Source organism: Gilliamella sp. wkB195 (assembly GCF_001690445.1).
In the GTDB taxonomy this organism is placed as follows: domain Bacteria; phylum Pseudomonadota; class Gammaproteobacteria; order Enterobacterales; family Orbaceae; genus Gilliamella; species Gilliamella apicola_E.
This window is the reverse complement of record NZ_LZGP01000011.1, coordinates 385669-408989: the sequence shown is the minus strand read 5'-3', so window position 1 is coordinate 408989 and position 23321 is coordinate 385669. Positions and strand designations below refer to the sequence as shown.

The following is a 23321-nucleotide window of genomic DNA, read 5'->3' as shown; positions in this document are numbered from 1 at the left end:
ATTAATTATATTTTTTTATAATGAGTCCGATTAAGCGATTTAATAATATTTACAATATTTAAATAACTTTAACTTTCAATTAAATAATAAAAAAAAGTATATTTAAAAAAACAAAACTATTCCCCTTTTAATCAATTATGTATAATTATTGCTAATATTATGACATTTAAAAAATTATGAAAAAACTTCAAATTATATTGGCTTTGATGTTATCTATCTCTTGTGGAGCAGCTGCAAGCGAAGCTAAAACACAATCGGATACTGAGCTAAAAGTAAGTGACCCTAGTTCATTAATTCCTTCGTTGCTAATTGCTGCTGAAAAGGGTGATATGCAATCACAATATACGCTAGGAACAATTTATAAGCAGGGTTTAGGGGTTGAGGTTAATGATCTAAAGGCTTTTTTCTGGTTTAAGAAAGCCGCTGATCAAGGTTTAGCTAAAGCTCAAAATAATTTAGCTTATATGTACCAAAATGGTTTAGGGACTAAAGCTAATTTATCTGAGGCATTCAAATTGTTTAAATTGGCTGCCGATCAAAATTATGCTTTAGCTAAATATAATTTAGCTTTGATGTATAAAAATGGTGAAGGCGTAGAAAAAAAAACGTCTACCGCAATTGATTATTTTACCCAAGCTGGCGATCAAGGTATTTATGATGCTTATTTAAATTTAGGCATTATGTACTTTGCAGGTGATGGCGTTGATAAAGATCGCCTGGTAGCAGCTGATTGGTTTAGTAAAGCCGCAAAAGATAACAATCCAGAAGCACACTACTATTTAGGATTAATGTCCCAAACTGGTGACGGTTTAACTCAGGATAATGTTGCTGCCCTTTATTTTTATACTCAAGCTGCCGAACGCGGTTATGTACTAGCAATGTACAATTTAGGCATTATGTATGCAACCGGAACAGGAACAAGACCAGATAACACTCAAGCCGCATATTGGTTTACTCAAGCTGCTGAAGGTGGTAACGCTGATGCACAATATAATATAGCGGTTATGTATGATGTTGGCGGGGGTGTTCCTAAAGATGAACAAAAAGCAATAGATTGGTATACCAAAGCAGCCAAGCAAGGAAGTGTTGATGCGCAATATAATTTAGGTATTAAATATCTAGAAGGTGAAGGCGTTAAACAAAATAATAACCTAGCAGTTTATTGGTTTACTAAAGCTAGTGAGCAAGGGGATACCGACGCTAAGGCTTATTTAGAAGAGATAGCTAAAAAAAATAAAAAGGGCTAATAAGCCCTTTTTTCTTATCCTGAATTTCGCATTCCTGCCGCAATACCAGAAATGGTAATCATTAATCCCTGTTCAACTATAGTATTTTCGTTGTCATTTTTACGGGAACGACTTAATAATTCTGCTTGTAATAAATTAAGTGGTTCAATATATGTATTACGTAATGCAACAGACTCCGCAATCCAAGGTAAGTCTGCCATCAAGCTAATATCATCAGTAATCGTTAATACGGTATTAATATCTTCGGTTAATAAATTTCTTAACTCCTCTCCTAATGGCCATAATGTAGGAGAAACTAGCCTTTGTTCATAGTACTCATGAATATTCGGCGCCGCTTTAGCGTAAACCATTTCCAACATACCTAAGCGGGCATTAAAAAATGGCCAATTATGATACATATCTTTAAGTTGTTCTTTTTTGCCCTCATTGATAACTTGCCTAAGTGCGCTTCCTGCACCTAGCCATGATGGAACCATTAGGCGATTTTGAGTCCAAGCAAAAATCCACGGAATTGCTCGTAAACTTTCTATTCCTCCGCCGGTACGACGTTTTTGTGGTCGAGAGCCTAGAGGTAATCTTCCAAGTTCGGTTTCTGGTGTAACTGATCTAAAATAATCAACAAATTCAGCTTTTTCTCTTATGTAGCTACGATAACATTGGCATGAATAATCAGACATTTCATCCATAATATCACGCCAGACTTGCTTCGGTTCAGGCGGTGGTAATAAATTAGCTTGTAAAATAGCTGATGCATAAAGCATTAAGCTACTAAGTGCAACTTCAGGTAAACCAAGTTTGAATCGAATCATCTCACCTTGTTCTGTAACACGTAAGCCACCTTTTAATGATCCTGGTGGTTGTGACAGTAAAGCGGCATGAGCAGGAGCGCCTCCCCGTCCGATTGAACCTCCACGACCATGAAATAACACCAAGTTAACATTATATTGTTCAAATAAATTAACTAATTCTTCTTGTGAACGATACTGTGCCCATGATGCTGCGAGAGTTCCTGCATCTTTTGCTGAATCAGAATAGCCAATCATAACCATCTGCTTGCCATTGATTTTTTCACGATACCAAGGAATATCTAAAAGCTTTTGCATAACAGATTTTGCATTATTTAAATCTTCTAAGGTTTCAAACAAAGGTGCAACAGGAATATTTTTTTGGCAATCAACAATTTTTAAAAGTAAGTAAACAGCTAGGACATCAGAAGGTGCTTTTGCCATCGAAATGACATAAGACGCAATCGATTCTTCACCTGCTTTTTTGATAACACGGCAAGTATCTAATACTTCTTTAACCATTTCATCTGGTTGCCAATTATAGGGTAGTAATGGTCGATTAGATTGTAATTCAGTTAATAAAAATTCTTGTTTTTCTTCTTCTGACCATGAAGCATAGCTGCCTAAGTTTAACTCTTTAGTTAAGGCGTCTAACGCTTCAGTATGCACTGAACTATCTTGACGTATATCTAATCTAACTAATTGCAATCCAAAACTTTTAATACGTCTTAATGTATCTAATAGTGGGCCATGAGCAATAGTTGACATTCCGTTTTCAATTAATGATTCATAACATGTATAAAGTGGTGTCCATAATTGTTCATTCTTTATTAAAAGATCATTAGGTGCTAAAACTTGTTCATTATTTAATAATGCAACTATGTAGCTATGGGTTTTAGTTAAACGTGAACGTAACTGCTTCATGACAGCCCGATAAGGCTCTGATGCTGTTTTATTTTGTTCATCTAATAAGTCAATGACTGATTGGCTACATTCAGTCATTGATAATTCACGAACTAAAATTTGAATATCAGCTAAAAATAGTTCAATTGCTTTTAATCTAGCTTGCAACATCACCCTTCCTGTAACTTTAGCTGTTACATTTGGGTTGCCGTCTCGATCTCCCCCCATCCAAGAGGTAAATTTCACTGGAACATGTTCAACAGATAGTTCAGCATTGAATGCATCAACTAATTGGTCATTAAACTCACGTAAGAATAACGGGACGCCTTCCCATAAACTATCTTCAATTACAGAGAATCCCCATTTAGCTTCATCAAGAGGAGTAGGGCGTTTTTTACGAATTTCGTCGGTGTACCATGCTTGGCAAACAAGTTGTTTAAGGCGACGCATGATACGTTCTCTTTCATAATCCGCTAAATCGTTATGATCAAGTTGTGACAAACAATTATTAATAGCGGTATAAGTATTAATCATTGTTCGGCGATTGATTTCAGTTGGATGTGCAGTAAGCACTAACTCAATAGATAAATTATCAATAGCTTGTTCAATTGTTTTAGGCGCGAAATTTAAATTTTTAAGTGTTTTAAATAATTCGGTCATTTTTTTAGGGCTGCTCGATGCTTCCCCATGTGGTGAAATTCCATAATACTCAGCAGCAGTATTAACTAAGTTTAAAAATTGATTAAACGCACGTGCAACATGGAGTAAATCTTGATCATTAAGATTTTCAATCAATTTTAGTAATTCATTATGTGCTTGTTTGTTACCTTGTTGAGCTGATTTTGATAACTGCCTTATTTTTTCGACCAAATCGAAAGTTTCATTCCCTGTTGCTCGTTTAATTGCATCGCCCAATAATGTACCTAGCATATTGACGTTGCTTCGCATTGATGAGTATTGGCTATTCATTCTATTCTCTACTTTGTTTATATTTTGCCTAAGAGCCTTTAAGCTGTATGACCAAAAATTAAAGAAAAAGGTATAAATATAAGTTAATTGCTCAGGATATATACTTTATAACAATGTTGTATTGAATTTAAATAATAAAATCTTATAGTTTTTATTATTTCCATCGTTTTTATTATATTTGGTAAAAATAACATTCTGTTGACTATATAAAGATAATAAATTATTTAGAAAGAATTTTTTGTATTAACGAAACGTTAGTAAACTGTATATTGTCGTCGATTGGGTATATACTAATGTCATTATGAATAAGTATTGGATTATCTAATGATCGTTGTTTTTTATATTGCATCGATAATAGCTATTATTGCTAGTTTAAAAGTGATTTTTTGTAGAAGGGTAGAGAAGGCAATTTTATATCTCGCTATTTCACTTTTTGCATCAGCATTAATATTTATTCTGTTACAGACATATATTTCAGCTGCTTTATATATCCTCTTTTTTATTTGCGGTGGCATAATCCTTTTTTGGGGTGTTTCTTTAAAGCTTAAAATTCGTAATGATAATGTTGAAAATAATAAACATGGCATTAGTCCTAAGATTTGGCTGGGGCCATTAGTTTTAGCATTCATATTGTTAGTTATTCTTATATATGGTGTAGTAAGCACTGACTATTCACAACTTAAAGAAACACATGAATTAATGCATCAAATGTCTATTTATGCTTATATTTTGATGACGGAGTTAGCTGCATTTTTGTTATTAGGTGCAGTAGTTATATCTTATCATTTTATGCATCGAATGTTTTCGGAGAAATAACGTGATACCACTTATGCATGGGCTAATTTTTGCTTCTATCTTGTTTGTAATCGGGCTGTTAGGTGTAATGATTAGACGAAATCTCTATTTTTTATTATTAAGCCTTATTATTATGAACAATGGAGCAATAGCAGCTTTGTTTGTCGCGAGTAGTTATTGGCAGCAATCAGATGGTGGGGTTTTAGCTATCTTAGCGGTAATTACTGTCTTAACTCAAATATGTGTCGGGCTTGCTTTACTTGTTAAATTAATTTATCGACGTAAAAACTTTAATATTGATTCATTGAGCGAAATGAAAGGATGAATTTACTTTATTTAACTATCATTGTTCCATTACTATCTTTTCTAATACAGGTTTGTTTTGGGCGACAAATACAATCCATTAATGTTAAGTTAATCGGAATTAGTACTATATTTATTGTTGGTTTAATAACAATATTTTCATGTATTGATTTTTCTACCAATACCGTCCCAGATATGACACTCGTTTATACAAGAAATCTATGGACTTGGTTTTCTGTCGGTGATTTTGAAGTTCCGATTTCCTTAACTTTGGATGGGTTATCGCTAACTTTTTTAGTGCTAATTTCTTTCTTTGGTTTATTGATCTCTATCTTTGCTGCCAGTTATCTAAAATCACGGGAAGATATTTATACTTTCTATGCATATAGTAATTTACTCATAACTAGCATGTTAACAGTTGTGCTTGTTGATAATTTGTTTGTAATGCTACTCGGTTGGGAAGGTGTGAGTATAAGTACTTACTTACTTATTGGTATTTATTACAAACAGGCTCGTAATGGTTATGCTGCAGTTAAAGCTTTTGTTATGATGCATTTAACCGACATATTTCTAATTATTGGTATATTTTTACTTTATCAAACAGTAGAAACATTAAAAATCAGCGAGATTTTATTTAAAGCACATAACGATTTAGCTATCGATTCAGATATTATCTTTTGGATCACCATTATGTTGTTCCTTGGCGCTATGAGTAAATCGGCTCTTTTTCCAATGCATACATGGTTCACAGAAACCACATTAGCACCAATGCCAGCTGTTGCTTTATTACAGTCTTCAACAGTCATATTGGCCGGAGTTTATCTTGTTTTAAGATTAAGCAATTTGTTTATGATGTCTAGTGATACACTTTATATAATGCTTTTATTTGCATCTTTAACTATTATATTTGCTAGTAGTATTGCTTTGGTTCAAAATGATATAAAACGAATTATAACCTATATTAATTTAGCTCAAATTAGTTACCTATTTTTTGCCTTTTCAACTCAAAGTTGGAATTTATCATTAAATTGTTTGATAAATTATTCTGTAACCAGTACATTATTAATACTAGCTTCAGCAATTTTATTAAAACAATGCCAAGGTGAAAGAGACATTAGCAAAATTGGTGGTTTATTAAAATCTAACCCAATATTATATGCTATTTTTCTAATTATAATGCTTTCACTTAGTGCATTCCCTTATATTTCTGCATCTTTTTATATTAAAGGCGATATTATTTGGAGATTAATGGCACAAGATAGCTTGATGGCTGGCACCATAGGTTTGTTAGGTGTTTTATTATCAAGTTTGGGTATTTGGCGCATAATCTTTTTAGTTTTCCATCATACCCATAAAATGGATCATATTATAAAAATTAAAACGATAAATTATTTTCCAATTTTTATATTGTTAATATTTACTACTGCATTATTTATTTATTTCCCATTGCCAATACAAGGAATAATTCCAATAGCCTATCTTGATACTCAGGAACAGTTACCATTTCGGATATTATTAAGTGCAGTGACTTTATTGAGTTTAGTTATTGCTTATATTCTTTATGGGCATCTTAATAGTGAGGTTCATGAAATACTTAATACTCCGATGGTCAAATTTTTAGGAAGATTATGTAAAAGCAATTGGCGATTTGATTTTGTCTTGAACAATATCTTCGTAAAACCTTATATCTATTTAGCGGATTTCCTGAAAAAAGATCCGTTAGCGATATGGGACAATTGGATAATGTGGGGAATTAAAAAAATAAACTCATATATTGTTAGCCTAGAAAATGGACAGATACGATGGTATATGGTTTCAATGGTCATAGGTAGCATTATTATATTAATGTTATTGATTTTTATTTAATAAAGGTGTGAACTTTCATGTTGTTATGGCTTGTCTTCTTACCTGTAATTGGCGGATTCATTGGTTGGTTATGTCAAGTATTCTTACAAAGAATCGTAGTATCAACTGATGTACAATTGCGTTGGCAACGTTTACCAATTATGGTTGCTTTCACGACTATATTAATCACATTAATCTTAGCCATAATTTTATGGGCGAATGCAATAAATGTAGAACCAGATTCAAGTTGGAGTAAAGAGGTTAATTATGACTGGATCCCATTACTTGGTATCCATTTTCATCTTCTATTGGATGGTTTATCATTGGTAGTAATTACTTCGACACTTTTCATTGTACTACTAGTTATTATTTATTCTAGCAAAGAAAACCTAAATAACCTTGGGTTGTTTTACTTATGTGTATTATTTATGACATCAGCCATTATGATGTTATTTGTCATTACTGATCTGTTTTTGATGTTTTTCTTCTGGGAAGCGGTAGCTATTCCGATTTATTTCTTAATTTCATTGTGGGGAAGGAGAGATTTAAATTCACAACGCTTCAATGGTGCTAATAAATTTTTAATCTACACACAAATAAGTAGTTTATTAATGCTAATATCTATTGTTTCATTAGCACTAATTAATTGGAATTTAACCGGTCAATGGACTTTTGACTATCAAATTTTAACTAAAACACCAATTTCAAGTAATACTGAATTTTTATTAATGTTAGGATTTCTAGCAGCTTTCCTTATACGTATTCCTTTAGTTCCTTTTCACAATTGGTTTATTGAAGCACATATTGAATCTTCAACAAGTGGTTCAATGATGATAAGTGGTTTATTACTTAATACGGCAACATTTGGTTTATTACGTTTTGTAATCCCCCTTTTTCCAAACGCGTCTTTGGCCATTATGCCTGTTATTTCAATACTAGCTATGTTTACTGTTTTTTATGCTGCTTTACTAGCATTTAACCAAACAGATATAAAAAAATTAATTGCTTATATCCATATCGCGTTAATGGGATTTGTTACTACAATTATTTATAGTGGATCTGTAATAGCATTTCAAGGCGTTGTTATTCAAATGATAGCCATAAACCTAGCTATCGTTGGCATGTTTATGATTAGCGGATTATTGGCTGAATGCTATTTAACTCGGAATATAAACCAATTTATTGGATTAAAAGAGCAAGTGAGATATCTGTCCTCTTTTACTTTATTTTTTATGTTAGCTGTATTAGGCATACCAGGTACAGCTAATTTTGTTGGTAATTATATGATGTTATTAGGTAGTTATACCTCTTATTCATATTATACAATTTTGTTGGTAATTGGGTTGCTGTTACTGTCAATTTCCTTAATTATTCGTATGCAACCTATTTTTTATGGAGTAGTTGATAAAGTAGATGTAACCAAACACTTTTTAAGTAAAAAAGATATTTTATTATTATCTAGTGTATTGATTATTCTAATTTTTATCGGGTTGTACCCTAAGATAGTGTTAGATATATCTTATTCTACTGTCAACCAAACACAGCAGTATATAACAGCAGAACGAGTGGGAGAGTAAAAATTTATGATAGCTTTATTGCCAATATTCATATTGAGCTTTGCCATAATTGTTTTGCTCATAGCGCTTTTTGTTTTTAAAGTAGGAACTAAAAAATGCGCTATTTTAGCTATATTAGGGTTGATGTGCGCTTTAATTTGTTCATCAATTCTAGGCTTTAAAATTTCTCATAACACACCTGCAATAACTGATATTAGTAGTGACAATATGCAAATATCTGTACCTACTTCACAAGGTTCAACTGATACTGATTTATCAAGTGAGCAAACTATAGCCGTTGATGAGGTTCCAACGGAAACATCACCCCTTCAAAATGACCAAAGCTCTGAACCGATGGTTCAACAAGATTTTGTAGGCCCACCTCAGAATGTTATTGATACTACACAAACTGATGATAATACTGATAATAAATGGCGAGCCCATCAAGTTACAGCATTATTTACCTGTGATGGCTATGGATTACTTTATACCAGTTTGATTTTGATTATTTCTATTGTAGTTGCTTCACTCGCTTATCAATGGTTTGTACAAGAACTGGTCGCACATGGTTTATTCTATGTAATTTTATTACTTATGGCATTAGGCGGCGTAACTTTAGTTTATGCAAGTCATTTGATGTCATTCTTCCTAGGCTTAGAATTACTTTCGATACCATTTATTGGATTGATCGGTTATCAATATATACAAACACATGCGTTAGAAGCAGCGATCAAATATATGATTTTATCTGCAATAGCGAGTTCATTTTTGTTAATGGGAATAGCCTTCTACTATGCAACAACTGGAGAGCTTACATTTAGTGGTTTAAGTTACCAGCTTTCAACCATGAATTATCAAAGTACATTATTATTAATTGGCATTTGTTTAATATTAGTGGGAATTGGTTTCAAGCTTTCACTGGTACCTTTTCAACTTTGGTTGCCTGACGTTTATCAAGGTGCACCGACTGTTGTAGCATTATTATTATCAACAGTAGGGAAAGTGGCAGTATTTTGTGCTATTGCCAGATTATTTTTACTTGCACCAATTGTGAATAATGAAACAATTCGTATTATTTTGGTGATAATGGCTTTTTGTTCAATACTATGGGGTAATTTATCTGCTTTAATGCAAAGTAGCTTAAAACGGTTATTAGCTTATTCATCCATAGCTCACTTTGGTTATTTATTACTTGCTTTAATTGCTGTGCAATATCAAGTATTGGCCTTAGAAACCATTGGTGTATATTTGATTGGTTACATTCTTGCCAATATCTGTATTTTGGGCGTGATCAGTTTAGAATCACATTCCAACGAGTTACAGGATCATGAAAACGAAGTTGATCTTTCAGGATTATTTTGGCGTCGTCCTGTTTTAGCATTAGCAATGGGTATAGGTTTACTCTCTTTAGCAGGTGCTCCACTGACAGCTGGTTTTGTTGGGCGTTTCCTTCTAATATTGTTGGGTGTAACGGCTGAATTATGGTGGTTAATTGCGGCAGTGGTTATTGGTAGCACACTAGGACTTTATTTTTATGCAAGACTTATTCTCAACCTTTATATCAAACCATCCAATGATGAGCAGCTGAATTCGAACATCAGATTAAAATGGCAGGATATAAAAATGAGCGAATTGCTAATTGTTCTTGCAGCAGTTTTAACGATTGTATGTGGTGTCTATCCAAAATGGTTAGTTAACTTAGTTAGTATGGCTCAATATTTAACGACTTAATTATTTTTGTTACTTTCTTGAGATTGATTAAAAAGACATTGACAAGAAATAGTTAATTATCGACATATTTATTGTGTTATAATTCTGAACTTTAATATTTTTGTAAAAATTAAGAGGACCGATATGGACTTTTTTATTTCTAATGCATATGCAGCCGATGGCGCTCAGCCTGGTGCTGATTATTTAATGCCAATTATGTTAGTGGTATTCGGGTTATTTTTCTATTTTATGATTATGCGCCCACAACAAAAACGCGCTAAAGCGCATCGTGAGTTAATGGCATCAATTTCTAAAGGTGATGAAGTATTAACTAATGGTGGACTTATTGGTCGAGTTTCAAAAGTTAACGACAATGGTTATATTGCGTTAGAGTTAAATGATACAACAGAAGTTGTTATCAAACGTGACTTTATCACATCTGTTTTACCAAAAGGAACAATGAAATCATTATAATAAATTTCATTGTATTAATTATCTAATTCCACAAGAGAAAATGTCGTGCTAAATCGCTATCCTTTGTGGAAGTACATTATGTTGGTCGTCGTAATTTGCGTCGGCCTGCTTTATGCGCTTCCAAATATTTATGGTGAAGATCCTGCTATACAAATTTCAGGTTCAAACGGTACCGAAATTAATGTTGCTATGCAAGATAAAGTTAAGCAACTTTTGGTGAAAAACAAAATTGAACCTAAATCACTCGTATATGAAAATAAATCTATTTTAATTCGATTAAGTGATAATGATACTCAGCTTAAAGCTAAAGAATTAATATCACAAGAATTAGGTGAAGATTATACTGTTGCGCTAAATCTAGCACCAGCAACACCATCGTGGTTAGCTGTGATTGGCGCAGAGCCAATGAAATTAGGCCTCGATTTGCGCGGCGGTGTTCATTTCTTAATGGAAGTAGATATGACTACTGCATTAAGTAAATTGACAGACCAGTCGATTGAAAATTTAAAAGCTGAGTTTAATAAAAACAATCTTATATATAAAACAATCAACAAAAATCCTAATCAACAAATAACAATGCAATTTGATAATGTTGAAGATCGTAATAAAGCTATTACTAAGATCAATGGATTACAAGATTATGAGTTAACTTCACAAGATGAAAACAGCATTGTCATTAGTGTTAGTCAACAGAGACTGCAACAAGCGAAAAATGATGCAGTTCAACAAAATACTACCATTTTACGTAATCGAGTTAATCAGTTAGGTGTGGCTGAACCAATTGTTCAGCGCCAAGGCTCAGATCGTATTGTGGTTGAATTACCAGGTATCCAAGATACTGCATTGGCTAAACGCATTTTAGGTGCGACAGCTACCCTTGAATTTAGGCAAGTGAATGATGATAGCTCAATTGACTTAGCTGCAATTTTAAACGGCAATATGCGTGTTCCATATGGTTCTGAAATTAAATATATGGAAAACGGCCGACCAGTTTTACTTTATAAACGTGTAGTATTAACAGGTGATCATATTACCGATTCTTCATTTAGAGTAAACGAATATAGCCAACCAGAGGTTTCTATCACTCTTGATAGTGCTGGTGGTAAAACCATGCTTGGTTTCACGCAAAAAAATCTGAAAAAAGCAATGGCAACACTTTTTGTCGAGTATAAAGATACTGGAAAACGTGATGAAAATGATAAACCTATTCTTGAAAAACAAGAGAGAGTCATCAATGTCGCAACTATCCAAGGTATTTTTAGTGACCGATTCCAAGTAACAGGCATAAGTAGTATTGATGAAGCTAAGAATTTATCATTATTACTTAGAGCTGGTGCGTTGATTGCTCCGATTCAAATAATTGAAGAACGAACCGTTGGTCCTTCAATGGGGCAAGAAAATATCACACAAGGCTTAGAATCTTGTGTTTGGGGATTATTAATTTCTGTCATATTTATGCTGGTGGTTTATCGCCTATTTGGAGTATTTGCAAGTCTTGCACTGGTAGCGAACTTAATTTTGATTGTTGGTACCATGTCATTATTACCAGGTGCGACATTGAGTATGCCAGGTATTGCCGGTATAGTTTTAACCGTAGGTATGGCAGTCGATGCTAATGTATTGATTAACGAGCGAATAAAAGAAGAACTAAGTAACGGACGAGGTGTTCAACACGCAATTAGCGAAGGTTATGCAGGTGCTTGGAGTAGTATTTTTGATGCCAATATCACCACACTGATTACTGCGGTTATTCTTTATGCGGTTGGTACTGGCTCAATTAAAGGCTTCGCTATTACATTAGGTATCGGTATTGTAACATCGATGTTTACCTCGATCGTAGGGACTCGAGCATTGGCCAATCTTATTTATGGTGGTCGTCGTGTTGATAAGTTATCAATTTAGAGGTTTATTGTGATTGTTGATAAAAAAGAAAATCATGATGTTAGAGAGCTAAATCATGGCCGCAGAGTCCTCGACTTTTTAAAATTTGGTTTTATTGCTTTTGCTATCTCAATGATATTAGTTGTGGCGTCATTTGTAATAATTTTTGTTAAAGGATTTAATCTTGGACAAGATTTTACTGGTGGGACAACTGTTGAGTTAACTGTTACTAAAGCTATAAACCTTGATGACCTACGTAACAGTTTACGTGATGAGGGCTATCATGAACCAATCGTTCAATATTATGGTAGCAGTAAAGATATCATTATTCGACTACCAACTGCCAACCAAAGTGAAGGTAGTGTATCATCAACGATTGATAATGCATTAGGTATGAAAATTTCAAATTTAGTGCATAAAAATATTGATAGTAATGCTGAAATTAAACGAATTGAATTCGTTGGCCCAACAGTTGGTACTGAATTAGCTCAAGATGGAATATTAGCGATTTGTGCTGCTTTAATCTGTATTTTAATCTACATTGCGTTTCGATTTGAATGGCGATTTGGTACAGGTGCTGTTGTCGCATTAGCGCATGACGTTGTAATAACCGCAGGATATTTATCGTTATTTAATCGAGAGTTAGATTTGACTATTATCGCAGCGATGTTATCTATCATTGGTTATTCACTTAATGATACCATCGTTGTATTTGACCGAATTCGTGAGAATTTTAGAAAAATTCGACGTGCGTCGCCATACGATGTGATCAACATCTCACTAACTCAAACATTACATCGAACCTTAATGACATCAGGTACAACCTTAGCTGTTGTTATTATTTTGTATATATTTGGCGGTTCAATGTTAAAAGGTTTTTCTGAAACATTAGGCGTAGGGATTGTGTTAGGCACGATATCATCGATCTATGTGGCCGCATATATGTCACTTAAATTGGGTGTTAAACGTGAGCACTTTATGCCACCAAAAGTTGAAGTTGAAGGTGCAGATCAAAACGCAATTATTCATTAACTACTTAAGCTCTGTCATAGGTTGACAGAGCTTTATTAGACTGTTTTTTAAGCGAATAATACCAAACCATTTGACACCCTCTAACTAGTTGCATATTATTAGCCACAGTTTTACCTATTTGGGGCCATAGCTCAGCTGGGAGAGCGCAACGCTGGCAGCGTTGAGGTCAGGGGTTCGATCCCCCTTGGCTCCACCAATTCCCCATTTCTTAAATCAAATTCTTTCAAATACATATATCTAGTGCTAAGATAGCAAAACTATTCACTATTGAGTACTCTATATGATTCAATACCATTCAAAAATATTAGCTAATGAATGTCGTGATATGAATGATATTCGAGCTGAAATCGATAGAATAGATCATTTGGTAATTCAATTATTAGCCGCTCGGTTCGAGTATGTTAAAGCTGCAAGCCAATTCAAAAAAAATGTCACTGATGTGCAGGCTCAAGCTCGTTTTAACAGTATGTTAGAGCAACGTATGCTTTGGGCTAATGAGTTGGGACTTGATGGTGAAGTGATTAAACAATTGTATGCTAACTTAGTTAAATATTTTATCAATGAAGAAATGAAACATTTTAATAAGGCAAATAAATAAGATGAATTATGAAAACAAACAGCATCTATTGGATGAGATAAATAAAACTGCTAAGCTATTTATTAATGAATTCAGCGAATTATCCGAACTAGATAAAGATAAGTTAATAGATGGAGTAGATCGAACTCCAAGTCAAATGATTGCTTATCAGTTAGGATGGTTGGATCTTGTTAAGTCTTGGGATGATCTTGAACTTGCTGGACAAACCCCAACATTACCAGCAGAAGGCTACAAATGGAATCAGTTAGGCACATTATATCAACACTTTTATAAGATTTATCAGGATTATTCATTACAAGAACTGATTAAATTATTTAATGAGAAACTTGTTATCTGGAATAATTGGATTAACTCATTAGATGATAGTACACTTTTCATAAAAGACACGCGTAATTGGACTAAACCTTTTCCTTTAGCATGGACTGTTGCACGATTTATCCACATTAATTCTGTTGCACCATTTAAATCCTTTAGAGCTAAAATTAGAAAATGGAAAAAATTAAATTCAAATCAGTAAAATCATAACATTTATTTCCAAAAAGATAAGGAACTGTATGGCTTTTTCAGAACAAGAAAAGAAACACCTTTTAGAACTAAAATACGTTGGCGATAAAATCATAGAAAGATTACAACAGATGGGATTCGATTCATTTGAAAAGTTGCGTAATACTACTTTAGATGAAATACTGAATAAAGGTGCCTTATTAACCAGATCATCATGTTGGAAAAACAGCCATCAGGCAAAAACCGCAATCCAAAATATTTTGGCTTTGGTCAATCAATGTTAATTGATTTTTTTGCTGTAACTATTAAATTTGTCTCTATATAGACGTGATAAATCCTAATTTTAAGTCATTATTTTTGACAATATGGTATCCACAAGCGGCGACATCTAAATTGTGGTAAGGTAAAAGATGATAATCACTTGATTGATCGACTGGTTGGCACTTTCCCCAATATTGATAAAATGATTCGCACATTAAAAAGGATATCCCTATTTTTATCAGCCAATTGTTTGAAATGTGAAGCTGAGTATCACCATTAATATTAGAATAATAAAAGAATATTGGCTAAATTGCTAAATTTTTATACTCAAAAACCCCGTTCCTCAACTTTTTTTAATTGGCTATCACATTTGTGTACTAAAAAATATTCGGTTAACGATAGCAGGATATATCTTAAACAAATATCGATAAATATTAATGGGATAATTAATATTAGCTATTAAGTTTATTAATTAGGTTTTGCTCATTTGATTGAAGTTTGGCAAAATAGCTAACTTACTATGTATTATTTTAAGTACTTTAGATAATTTAAAATTTTCAATTAAAGTAAAATCTCATATTGATAGGTTGAAGATAAAACAGGAACTAAATTAGGATGATTAGTCAAAGAAAAAAAATTATTAAGAGGTTATTCATCTCAAGCTGTTTGAGTGGATTATTCCTTTGTTCAATGACTGCTTATGCCGAAGACTCAAATCTCACGTTGCAAACCGAGACGGTAGAAGAGGTTAATTCCTCAACTGAGACTATAGAATCAATTGATAATGTTGAGCCTTCTCAACCTAATGAACATATTTATCACAAAACTATATTTTCATTGTTAGGTGAACCTAAATACCCTGAAAATTTTGAACATCTTAACTATGTCAATCCCAATGCTCCTAAAGGTGGAATTATTAAATTGTATGAAATAGGTACTTTTGATAATTTTAATCGTTTCGCAAGTCGTGGCGCACCTGAACATTATTCCGGCTCCTTATATGATTCTCTATTTACCACAACAGCTGATGATATTTCGAGTTTTTATCCACTAATTGCGACCTCAATCACTTATTCAGATAGTTATCGTTGGGCAGAGGTAGAAATTAATCCTAATGCGCGTTTTCAAGATGGTAAGCCAATAACCGCACATGATGTGGAATTTACTTTTCAAAAATTTATGACTGAAGGTGTTTCGCAATATCGAGTTTACAACAAAGGGATAAATGTTAAAGCCATAGACGATTATCGCGTTCGTGTCGACTTACCTGAAGCCGACAGTGAAAAATTACTATCCTTTGTTGGTAATATGCATATTATTCCTGAACATTATTGGAAAGATCGTAATTTTTCCGAGCCAGTAAGTACTCCTCCGGTTGGTAGCGGACCTTATTATATTAGTGATTATAAAATCGGACAGTATGTCGTTTATAAGCGAAATCCTGATTATTGGGCAAAAGATTTACCGGTTAATAAAGGTCTAAATAATTTTGATGAAAAACGTATCGATTATTATATGGATACGAGCATTGCTTTAGAGGCTTTTAAAGCTGGGGAGTATGATTTTCGAGGTGAAGGGCAACCGAAAAATTGGTTTACTCAATATCAAGGAAAATACTTTGATTCAAAGGATATCATTAAAAAAGAAAAAATCGTTGAAACAGCAGTAGATACTAAATGGTTAGCGTTTAATTTGCAGAAAGATTTTTTTAAAGATATAAAAGTTCGAAAAGCGATTACCTTAGCTTTTGATTTTGAATGGTTAAATCATGCATTTTATTATGATAGTTATAAAAGACCATCTAGCTTTTTTGAAAATACTATTTATGCCGCTAAAGGTAAACCGAGTGAACTTGAGCTTAAATGGTTAACTCCTTATAAAGATATTATTCCTGAACAAGCGTTTGATGAAGCTTATACTATTCCTAAAAGTGATGGGCAAGGTTTTAATCGCAATAACTTATTAACAGCTGCTAAATTATTGGAAGAAGCAGGTTGGATCATTAAAGACGGTAAATTAATTAATCCTAAAACCCAACAACCTTTTGAATTTGAATTGTTAACTTACCTTGGTGACGACATCAAATATGCGATCCCTTTCCAGCAAAATTTAGCTCGTTTAGGTATTAAAATGAATATAATCTCACTTGATTACGCGCAGATCAATCGCAGAATGCGTGAACGTGATTATGATATGATGCCACGTAATTATAGTTCGATAGATTATCCATCCTCAAGTTTAATGATTTTTTGGGGAACCGAATATTTAAACTCTACATATAATGGCTCAGGCTTACATAATCAGGCAATTGATTCAATTATTAATGAAATAATTAAAAATGTTGGGAACAAGGAGGAATTAATTCCTCTTGGGCGAGCGTTAGATCGAATTTTGACGCAAGAATATCCGATGATTCCAATGTGGTATAACAGTAAAACTTTTTATGCATATTGGAATAAATTTGGCCAGCCAACCCAACAACCAACTTATGCAATAGGAATTGATAGCTGGTGGTATGATGAAGATAAAGCAGCTAGCTTATCAAAGAATAGAGAACACTAATATGCTGAATTATTTTATCCGTCGATTATTGCTAATTATTCCAACATTACTAATCATTTTGACGATCAACTTTTTTATCGTACAAATTGCACCCGGCGGTCCTGTAGATCAAGCATTGTCTATGATTGAAAATGGACCAGAAGCAGGACAAACCTTGTTACCAGGCAGTGAAACTAGCCCAACAATATTAAAAGAAGAAAAAAAACAATCAAATTATCAGGGCGGGCGAGGCCTTGATCCTGAAATTGTGGCAATGATTGAAAAGCAATATGGTTTTGATAAACCGATCTGGGAACGCTACATTAATACATTGAAACAATTTATTCAGTTTGATTTTGGTAACAGCTTTTTCAAAAGTGAATCAGTGCTAAGTTTAATTGCAAAAAGTTTACCTGTTTCTATTTCATTGGGGTTATGGAGTACATTAATCATTTATTTAATCTCAATTCCATTAGGGATTCGTAAAGCAGTTAAAGATGGTTCAATATTTGATTTTTGGACAAGTACTTTAATCATTATTGGTTATGCAATACCCGCTTTTTTATTAGCCGTGTTGCTAATAGTCCTTTTCGCTGGGGGGAGTTATTGGGATATTTTCCCGCTTCGAGGATTAATCTCAAATAATTTTGAACAATTAGATTTTTGGGGCAAAGTCAAAGATTATTGTTGGCATATTTGCTTACCAACTATTGCTATGGTGGTTAGTGGTTTTGCAACATTAACTATGCTAACTAAGAACTCATTCTTAGATGAAATTCGCAAACAATATGTTGTGACTGCTAGAGCTAAAGGTTTGAGTGAAAGGCAAATTATGTATAAACATGTTTTCCGCAATGCAACCTTACTTATCGTATCGGGTTTTCCAACCTCATTTGTCGGAATTTTATTTACTAGCTCAGTACTTATTGAAGCGATATTTTCACTTAAAGGATTAGGTTTATTAGGGTATGAGGCAATTATTCAACGAGATTATCCTGTTATTTTTGGCTCATTATATATATTTACATTAATTGGCCTACTCACTAAACTTTTATCAGATTTAACTTATATGTTAATTGATCCACGTATTGACTTTGAGGCTCGCAACTGATGACTATGCACTATTCAATTAATCAGCTACGTTGGCAACGATTTAAACGCAATCGACGTGGGTATTATTCGTTATGGCTATTTTCAATATTATTTATAATAAGTCTATTTTCTGATTTTATATTTAATGATCGCCCCATATTCATAAAGTATCAAAATAACTATTATTCGCCAATATTTCATTTTTATCCGGAAACAGAGTTTGGTGGGCAGTTTCAAACGCAAACTAATTATTTAGATCCTGCAGTACAAAATAAGATTGAATCAGATGGTTGGATATTTTGGCCTCCATTCCGATATACCTATAATACTGTAATTCATGATACAGCTAGCACATTTCCAACACCACCATCTAAAACGCATTTGCTTGGCACAACTGATGCTGGATTTGATGTATTAGCCAATATTTTATACGGATTTAGAATATCGATGTTTTTTGCGGTATTTTTAACTTTCTTCACTTCCATTATTGGTGTACTAATCGGTGCAATCCAAGGTTATTATGGCGGAAAAGTCGACCTATTGGGACAACGATTCATTGAAATTTGGAGTGGATTACCAGAATTATTTGTAATTATTCTACTTGCAAGTATCTTACCACTTAATTTTTGGTGGTTATTAGCTATTACAGTATTATTTGGATGGATGGCTTTAGTTGGTATTGTGCGAGCCGAGTTTTTACGTACTCGTAACTTTGATTATATTCGAGCTGCCAAAGCAATGGGAGTGAGTGATCGTAAAATTATGTTTCGACATATGTTGCCCAACGCGATGGTTGCGACATTAACATATTTACCATTTATTCTTTGTGGTTCAATTTCAACGTTAACTGCATTGGATTTTTTAGGTTTTGGTTTGCCCATTGATTCACCATCCTTAGGTCGATTACTTCTACAAGGTAAAAACAATTTACAAGCACCTTGGCTCGGTATTAGTTCTTTTTTAGTTATTTCTATATTATTGTCACTTTTAATTTTTATTGGTGAAGGAATTAGAGATGCATTTGATCCAAACAAAGGAGTATATAAATGAGTTCTCCTTTATTATCGATTGTTGATTTAAGTATTGCTTTTAAAACTGGTCATGACTTGCAAAGTCAAATTGTCGAAAATATTAGCTTTGATATCGGCGAACAAGAAACGGTTGCATTAGTCGGTGAATCAGGTTCTGGTAAAAGTGTGACTGCACTATCGATTTTAAGATTGTTACCCAAAGAGCAGGTGATCTATCCATCTGGCGATATTATTTTTGAGGATAAATCGTTATTACATGCGCCTGAAAAAGAGTTACGCAAAATTCGTGGTAATGAAATAAGTATGATATTCCAAGAACCAATGGTATCACTTAATCCATTACATACAGTGGAAAAACAACTTTACGAAGTACTATCATTACATCGTGGTATGCGACGTAATGTTGCTCGGGAGGAGATTTTACAATATTTAGATCGTGTTGGAATCAAAGAGCCTAAAACTAAACTTTCTGCTTATCCTCATCAATTGTCTGGCGGCGAAAGACAACGGGTCATGATTGCAATGGCAATTTTAACGCATCCTAAATTATTAATAGCCGATGAACCAACTACAGCCTTAGATGTTTCAGTTCAAGCACAAATTATTGATTTACTCAAAGAACTTAAAAAAGAACTTAATATGAGTATGCTATTTATTTCACATAATTTGGGGATTGTAAAAAAACTGGCAGATAAAGTGGCAGTAATGCAAAATGGGCAAATTGTTGAATTCAATAATAAACAACGCATCTTTTTGCGCCCTCAACAAGAATATACCCAAACATTATTAAATTCACAACCTAGTGGTGAACCCGTTCCTTTACCTGATACACCGGGTATATTGCTCAGTGTTAATCATCTGAATGTTGAAGTTATCGCGCAAAAACGATTATTTAGTAGTAAAAAGAAGAAAATTGTTGATAATATTGGCTTCACGGTGCACCAAGGTGAAACTGTGGGTATAGTTGGCGAGTCAGGATCAGGTAAAAGTACTACTGCACTAGCTATTTTGCGTTTAATTCAATCACAAGGTGATATTTTATTCGATAGCCATCCTATACAGAATTTATCCGCTAAAAAATTATTACCATTTCGCAGCCGAATCCAAGTGGTATTTCAAGACCCATACTCTTCACTTAATCCGCGCTTAAACGTTGAACAAATTATTAGTGAAGGCTTAATTACTCATAAGAAATTGAGTAAAACAGAGCGTGAACAAGCCGTGATTGATATTATGCAAGAAGTTGGATTAGATCCTGAAATGCGTTTTCGTTACCCAAATGAATTTTCTGGCGGACAACGACAACGAATTGCCATTGCTAGAGCTTTAATCTTACAACCAGAATTATTGATTTTAGATGAGCCAACTTCTTCATTAGATCATACTATTCAAAAGCAAATAATTAATTTGCTTAAATCATTGCAAGAAAAACACCATATTAGCTATCTATTTATTAGTCATGATCTTGCCTTAGTTTATTCTTTCTGCCACCAAATTGTTGTGATGAAAGAGGGAAAAATTATTGAACAAGGCTCTCGTGAACAAATCTTCTATACGCCTGAAACAGACTATACGAAAGATTTGCTTTCATTTTTAGATAAACCACCTAGAAAAGTGACTAAAACCCTAATTCATGCTGATATTCTTGAAAAAACGCAGAAAGCTGAAACAGAAGAAAATATAGAAAAGGTTGAAAAGCATGATGGTGAAGAAGAAAAAAAGGTCAATTGGGAAGATGCATTGTTAATGCGTAAAAAATAAATGTATAGGCTTAGGTATAAACTATAATTAAAAAATTTAATTTAGTAAAATATTCAACAGGTTAATTATGAAAAAACGAGTATTACGATTTTTAACTGCTTCATGTTTATCATTTGTCTCAATAAATGTCATGGCATTAACGTGTTCTGATGATGTTGAGCAAAATAAAGTTGAGGCAAATAATTATATCTTCAAAATATTAGATTTTATTGATTCTAAAGCTAAAGGTATAAAACAAGAAGTTAGAACTTCAACAATCACGTCAGATACAGGTGCGATTCATTCAATTGCGAAACATAGTTTAAGTTATGATTCTAATGGCTTAATTACTGAAAGTCATTACGACCTTTATTCTGATAAAAATGAAAAACTTTATTCTGAGCATCTACAAAAAACAGAATTTGGTTGGCAAAATGTTATTCAAGATATTGAAGATAAAACTAACAGTACGATTCAATTCAAAACAGATGAAAAGGGCCGTATTATTGCGTCGGAACAAATAAAGAAGGCTCCTGATTTTACATTTATTGAGAATGACAATTATCAGTTTGATAATAACAATTGTTTAGTTAATAAAAATGTTCAATGGCAGCTAAAAGAGTTGAATGCTAATGGAGATGTAGTTGGAACTGTTCAAAAAGGTGCCTCGGTATATTCATTTACTTACCAAAACCATCAATTAGCAAAAGTGTCAGCGCAATATAGCAATAAAACCCAAAATGAAAGTAATTTTTCTTACCAATTTGATGAAATTAACCGATTAATTGCCATTCATTCAGCTTATTCAATGGTGGGTAAAGATACAACAAATTATATAACCGATTTCTTAACTTTTAATGAAAAAAATGATTGGCTTAGTGCAAGTCAGTCTAAACAAAATAGAAAAAACAAACAGACTAATATTGTTCGACAAATTACCTATTATTAATCAAATTTAAATGGCGTTATCAAAAGTAATCGATAGCGCCAATAAATTAATATCAAAGTAGCTTTAGACTCTGACAAATAAAATATAAATTGCATGAGCAGTCCATGCGAATGCTAAACAGAAAGTTAGTAGCTTTTCTCGTTTTGGATGTATGTTGAAATGATGCAGCAAAGTTAGAATCTGTTGTAATCCACACCAAATTGGTAGCGAAATCATTAAGCATAAAAATAGTTTGCCTAATTCAGTGTTGGCTAATTTAAGAATTGATGAACGCGTTATTGCATCACCAAAAGGGATAATAAATGCAATGATACCCAATACCACGGGAGCAAAAATAGCTGCCCAAAGTCCACCTAAAGCAAATAGTCCTTTTGCCACTGTTGAATCAGAGCGTATTGGTTGATTTTCTTGTTTTTTCATTAATCAAACACCACTTATTTAATAATCAATAATAGTAAGTAATATGAAAGTAAAAGTGTTACACACCAAAAGCCAATAATAAGTAAATATACTTTACCCTTTTTATGCGAATCTTGCTTAAAAATAACTTTCGGTATTAATCTAAACCAATTAATTGAATGAAATAAAGCAAGTAATAAAGCAATAGAATTGATGACAACCACTAAAGGCTTTTGCAAGAAAAAGATAAAACGATAAAACTCGTCTTGCCCCATTGCGTTTGTGTACATACAAATAACCCCATACATCAATATTATACTTACCCAAATCATGGAAAAAGGGGTTAATTTATTAACAATTGAAAAAAATCGCGCCTGTTTTTTTGATAAATTAATATGTTCAGGCTGATTGTTAGTATTAATTAACTTAGTATTGGATTGATAATTTTCATTATTTTTTTTAATCATAACATTCTCAATGGAGGTAGTATTATCACGTTATTAATCTTTTAAGCGATCAATGTTCATTTCAGTATTATAAACACTAAGTGATTAATATCGTCAAATTAAAGTCACGAATGATATCGGTTTTTTACTTATCAACACTAGGCAGAAAGTGCGTTGGGCTTAATTCATATTAAGTATAAAAGAAATCTATATCGCATTGTTGCGAGATTAACAAATTACCTTTAAGCAGATAATTAGTA

21 protein-coding genes and 1 tRNA gene are annotated in these 23321 nt (G+C 33.1%); 18 read left to right on the top strand and 4 right to left on the bottom strand.

Annotation, left to right across the window (positions count from 1 at the left end):
- The first annotated feature begins 176 nt into the window (after nucleotides 1–176).
- Nucleotides 177–1247 (top strand): SEL1-like repeat protein, encoded by a 1071-nt coding sequence (locus tag A9G08_RS03960; protein ID WP_065562427.1) that lies wholly within the window; start codon nucleotides 177–179, stop codon nucleotides 1245–1247.
- Between the two features lie 14 nt (nucleotides 1248–1261).
- Here the strand turns inward: A9G08_RS03960 and ppc are convergent, their stop codons facing one another.
- Complete coding sequence (ppc, locus tag A9G08_RS03955) at nucleotides 1262–3904, bottom strand: phosphoenolpyruvate carboxylase (protein WP_065562426.1); 2643 nt, start codon at nucleotides 3902–3904, stop codon at nucleotides 1262–1264.
- Between the two features lie 324 nt (nucleotides 3905–4228).
- On the opposite strand from ppc, the gene A9G08_RS03950 reads away from it, so the two are divergent.
- The 12 genes from A9G08_RS03950 (at nucleotide 4229) to A9G08_RS03895 (ending at nucleotide 14886) form a co-directional block, all read left to right on the top strand.
- Complete coding sequence (locus A9G08_RS03950; protein ID WP_065562425.1) at nucleotides 4229–4720, top strand: NADH-quinone oxidoreductase subunit J; 492 nt, start codon at nucleotides 4229–4231, stop codon at nucleotides 4718–4720.
- A gap of 1 nt (nucleotide 4721) precedes the next feature.
- Nucleotides 4722–5024 (top strand): NADH-quinone oxidoreductase subunit NuoK, encoded by a 303-nt coding sequence (nuoK, locus tag A9G08_RS03945; RefSeq protein WP_065562424.1) that lies wholly within the window; start codon nucleotides 4722–4724, stop codon nucleotides 5022–5024.
- On the top strand, nucleotides 5021–6868 hold the full coding sequence (locus tag A9G08_RS03940; RefSeq protein ID WP_065562423.1) for an NADH-quinone oxidoreductase subunit 5 family protein: 1848 nt from the start codon (nucleotides 5021–5023) through the stop codon (nucleotides 6866–6868). Before nuoK ends, A9G08_RS03940 begins: the two co-directional genes overlap by 4 nt.
- Before the next feature lie 17 nt (nucleotides 6869–6885).
- Nucleotides 6886–8424 carry a complex I subunit 4 family protein gene (locus tag A9G08_RS03935; protein ID WP_065562422.1) on the top strand — a complete coding sequence of 513 codons (1539 nt, stop codon included), beginning with the start codon at nucleotides 6886–6888 and terminating at the stop codon, nucleotides 8422–8424.
- Nucleotides 8425–8430: 6 nt separating this feature from the next.
- On the top strand, nucleotides 8431–10134 hold the full coding sequence (locus A9G08_RS03930; RefSeq protein ID WP_065562421.1) for an NADH-quinone oxidoreductase subunit N: 1704 nt from the start codon (nucleotides 8431–8433) through the stop codon (nucleotides 10132–10134).
- A 123-nt stretch (nucleotides 10135–10257) separates the two neighbouring features.
- Nucleotides 10258–10587 carry a preprotein translocase subunit YajC gene (yajC, locus tag A9G08_RS03925; RefSeq protein ID WP_065562420.1) on the top strand — a complete coding sequence of 110 codons (330 nt, stop codon included), beginning with the start codon at nucleotides 10258–10260 and terminating at the stop codon, nucleotides 10585–10587.
- 45 nt (nucleotides 10588–10632) lie between these two features.
- Nucleotides 10633–12489, top strand: coding sequence for a protein translocase subunit SecD (gene secD, locus A9G08_RS03920; RefSeq protein WP_081299476.1), 1857 nt, complete (start codon nucleotides 10633–10635; stop codon nucleotides 12487–12489).
- 12 nt (nucleotides 12490–12501) lie between these two features.
- Nucleotides 12502–13500, top strand: a complete 999-nt coding sequence (gene secF, locus A9G08_RS03915; protein WP_065562478.1) for a protein translocase subunit SecF — start codon at nucleotides 12502–12504, stop codon at nucleotides 13498–13500.
- Nucleotides 13501–13620: 120 nt separating this feature from the next.
- Nucleotides 13621–13696 (top strand) — tRNA-Ala (locus A9G08_RS03910).
- Between the two features lie 84 nt (nucleotides 13697–13780).
- The gene (locus A9G08_RS03905) at nucleotides 13781–14098 is read left to right on the top strand and encodes a chorismate mutase (protein ID WP_065562418.1); all 318 of its coding nucleotides are present in this window, start codon (nucleotides 13781–13783) and stop codon (nucleotides 14096–14098) included.
- 1 nt (nucleotide 14099) lies between these two features.
- Entirely contained in the window at nucleotides 14100–14615 is a 516-nt protein-coding gene (locus A9G08_RS03900) for a ClbS/DfsB family four-helix bundle protein (RefSeq protein WP_065562417.1), read from the top strand.
- Nucleotides 14616–14652: 37 nt separating this feature from the next.
- Nucleotides 14653–14886 (top strand): hypothetical protein, encoded by a 234-nt coding sequence (locus A9G08_RS03895; RefSeq protein ID WP_065562416.1) that lies wholly within the window; start codon nucleotides 14653–14655, stop codon nucleotides 14884–14886.
- Nucleotides 14887–14919: 33 nt separating this feature from the next.
- Here the strand turns inward: A9G08_RS03895 and A9G08_RS11650 are convergent, their stop codons facing one another.
- Nucleotides 14920–15078 (bottom strand): HD domain-containing protein, encoded by a 159-nt coding sequence (locus tag A9G08_RS11650; protein ID WP_176701513.1) that lies wholly within the window; start codon nucleotides 15076–15078, stop codon nucleotides 14920–14922.
- A 451-nt stretch (nucleotides 15079–15529) separates the two neighbouring features.
- Here A9G08_RS11650 and A9G08_RS03890 point away from each other — a divergent pair, with 451 nt between their 5' ends.
- The 5 genes from A9G08_RS03890 to A9G08_RS03870 all read left to right on the top strand — a co-directional run bounded on the left by A9G08_RS03890 (nucleotide 15530) and on the right by A9G08_RS03870 (nucleotide 22216).
- Nucleotides 15530–17425 carry an extracellular solute-binding protein gene (locus tag A9G08_RS03890; protein ID WP_218058391.1) on the top strand — a complete coding sequence of 632 codons (1896 nt, stop codon included), beginning with the start codon at nucleotides 15530–15532 and terminating at the stop codon, nucleotides 17423–17425.
- Nucleotide 17426: 1 nt separating this feature from the next.
- A complete protein-coding gene (locus tag A9G08_RS03885; protein ID WP_065562415.1) occupies nucleotides 17427–18515 on the top strand; it encodes a microcin C ABC transporter permease YejB in 1089 nt (362 codons plus the stop codon).
- The gene (locus A9G08_RS03880) at nucleotides 18515–19546 is read left to right on the top strand and encodes an ABC transporter permease (RefSeq protein ID WP_065562414.1); all 1032 of its coding nucleotides are present in this window, start codon (nucleotides 18515–18517) and stop codon (nucleotides 19544–19546) included. Before A9G08_RS03885 ends, A9G08_RS03880 begins: the two co-directional genes overlap by 1 nt.
- Nucleotides 19543–21288 (top strand): microcin C ABC transporter ATP-binding protein YejF, encoded by a 1746-nt coding sequence (yejF, locus tag A9G08_RS03875; RefSeq protein WP_065562413.1) that lies wholly within the window; start codon nucleotides 19543–19545, stop codon nucleotides 21286–21288. Before A9G08_RS03880 ends, yejF begins: the two co-directional genes overlap by 4 nt.
- A 67-nt stretch (nucleotides 21289–21355) precedes the next feature.
- Nucleotides 21356–22216 carry a hypothetical protein gene (locus A9G08_RS03870; RefSeq protein ID WP_065562412.1) on the top strand — a complete coding sequence of 287 codons (861 nt, stop codon included), beginning with the start codon at nucleotides 21356–21358 and terminating at the stop codon, nucleotides 22214–22216.
- 63 nt (nucleotides 22217–22279) lie between these two features.
- On the opposite strand, the gene frdD is transcribed toward A9G08_RS03870, so the two are convergent.
- Both frdD and A9G08_RS03860 read right to left on the bottom strand, forming a co-directional pair.
- Nucleotides 22280–22636 carry a fumarate reductase subunit FrdD gene (gene frdD, locus A9G08_RS03865; protein ID WP_065562411.1) on the bottom strand — a complete coding sequence of 119 codons (357 nt, stop codon included), beginning with the start codon at nucleotides 22634–22636 and terminating at the stop codon, nucleotides 22280–22282.
- A gap of 14 nt (nucleotides 22637–22650) precedes the next feature.
- Complete coding sequence (locus A9G08_RS03860) at nucleotides 22651–23082, bottom strand: hypothetical protein (RefSeq protein WP_065562410.1); 432 nt, start codon at nucleotides 23080–23082, stop codon at nucleotides 22651–22653.
- Between the last annotated feature and the right edge of the window lie 239 nt (nucleotides 23083–23321).

Bases quoted from the DNA above. Each gene is read 5' to 3' on its own strand.
- A9G08_RS03870 (WP_065562412.1), top strand. From the start codon at position 21,356: ATGAAAAAACGAGTATTACGATTTTTAACTGCTTCATGTTTATCATTT.
- A9G08_RS03905 (WP_065562418.1), top strand. From the start codon at position 13,781: ATGATTCAATACCATTCAAAAATATTAGCTAATGAATGTCGTGATATG.
- A9G08_RS03900 (WP_065562417.1), top strand. From the start codon at position 14,100: ATGAATTATGAAAACAAACAGCATCTATTGGATGAGATAAATAAAACT.
- A9G08_RS03885 (WP_065562415.1), top strand. From the start codon at position 17,427: ATGCTGAATTATTTTATCCGTCGATTATTGCTAATTATTCCAACATTA.
- A9G08_RS03880 (WP_065562414.1), top strand. From the start codon at position 18,515: ATGACTATGCACTATTCAATTAATCAGCTACGTTGGCAACGATTTAAA.
- ppc (WP_065562426.1), bottom strand. From the start codon at position 3,904: ATGAATAGCCAATACTCATCAATGCGAAGCAACGTCAATATGCTAGGT.
- A9G08_RS03960 (WP_065562427.1), top strand. From the start codon at position 177: ATGAAAAAACTTCAAATTATATTGGCTTTGATGTTATCTATCTCTTGT.
- A9G08_RS11650 (WP_176701513.1), bottom strand. From the start codon at position 15,078: ATGTGCGAATCATTTTATCAATATTGGGGAAAGTGCCAACCAGTCGAT.
- yejF (WP_065562413.1), top strand. From the start codon at position 19,543: ATGAGTTCTCCTTTATTATCGATTGTTGATTTAAGTATTGCTTTTAAA.
- A9G08_RS03935 (WP_065562422.1), top strand. From the start codon at position 6,886: ATGTTGTTATGGCTTGTCTTCTTACCTGTAATTGGCGGATTCATTGGT.
- A9G08_RS03860 (WP_065562410.1), bottom strand. From the start codon at position 23,082: ATGATTAAAAAAAATAATGAAAATTATCAATCCAATACTAAGTTAATT.
- frdD (WP_065562411.1), bottom strand. From the start codon at position 22,636: ATGAAAAAACAAGAAAATCAACCAATACGCTCTGATTCAACAGTGGCA.
- A9G08_RS03930 (WP_065562421.1), top strand. From the start codon at position 8,431: ATGATAGCTTTATTGCCAATATTCATATTGAGCTTTGCCATAATTGTT.
- A9G08_RS03950 (WP_065562425.1), top strand. From the start codon at position 4,229: ATGATCGTTGTTTTTTATATTGCATCGATAATAGCTATTATTGCTAGT.
- A9G08_RS03895 (WP_065562416.1), top strand. From the start codon at position 14,653: ATGGCTTTTTCAGAACAAGAAAAGAAACACCTTTTAGAACTAAAATAC.
- A9G08_RS03940 (WP_065562423.1), top strand. From the start codon at position 5,021: ATGAATTTACTTTATTTAACTATCATTGTTCCATTACTATCTTTTCTA.
- yajC (WP_065562420.1), top strand. From the start codon at position 10,258: ATGGACTTTTTTATTTCTAATGCATATGCAGCCGATGGCGCTCAGCCT.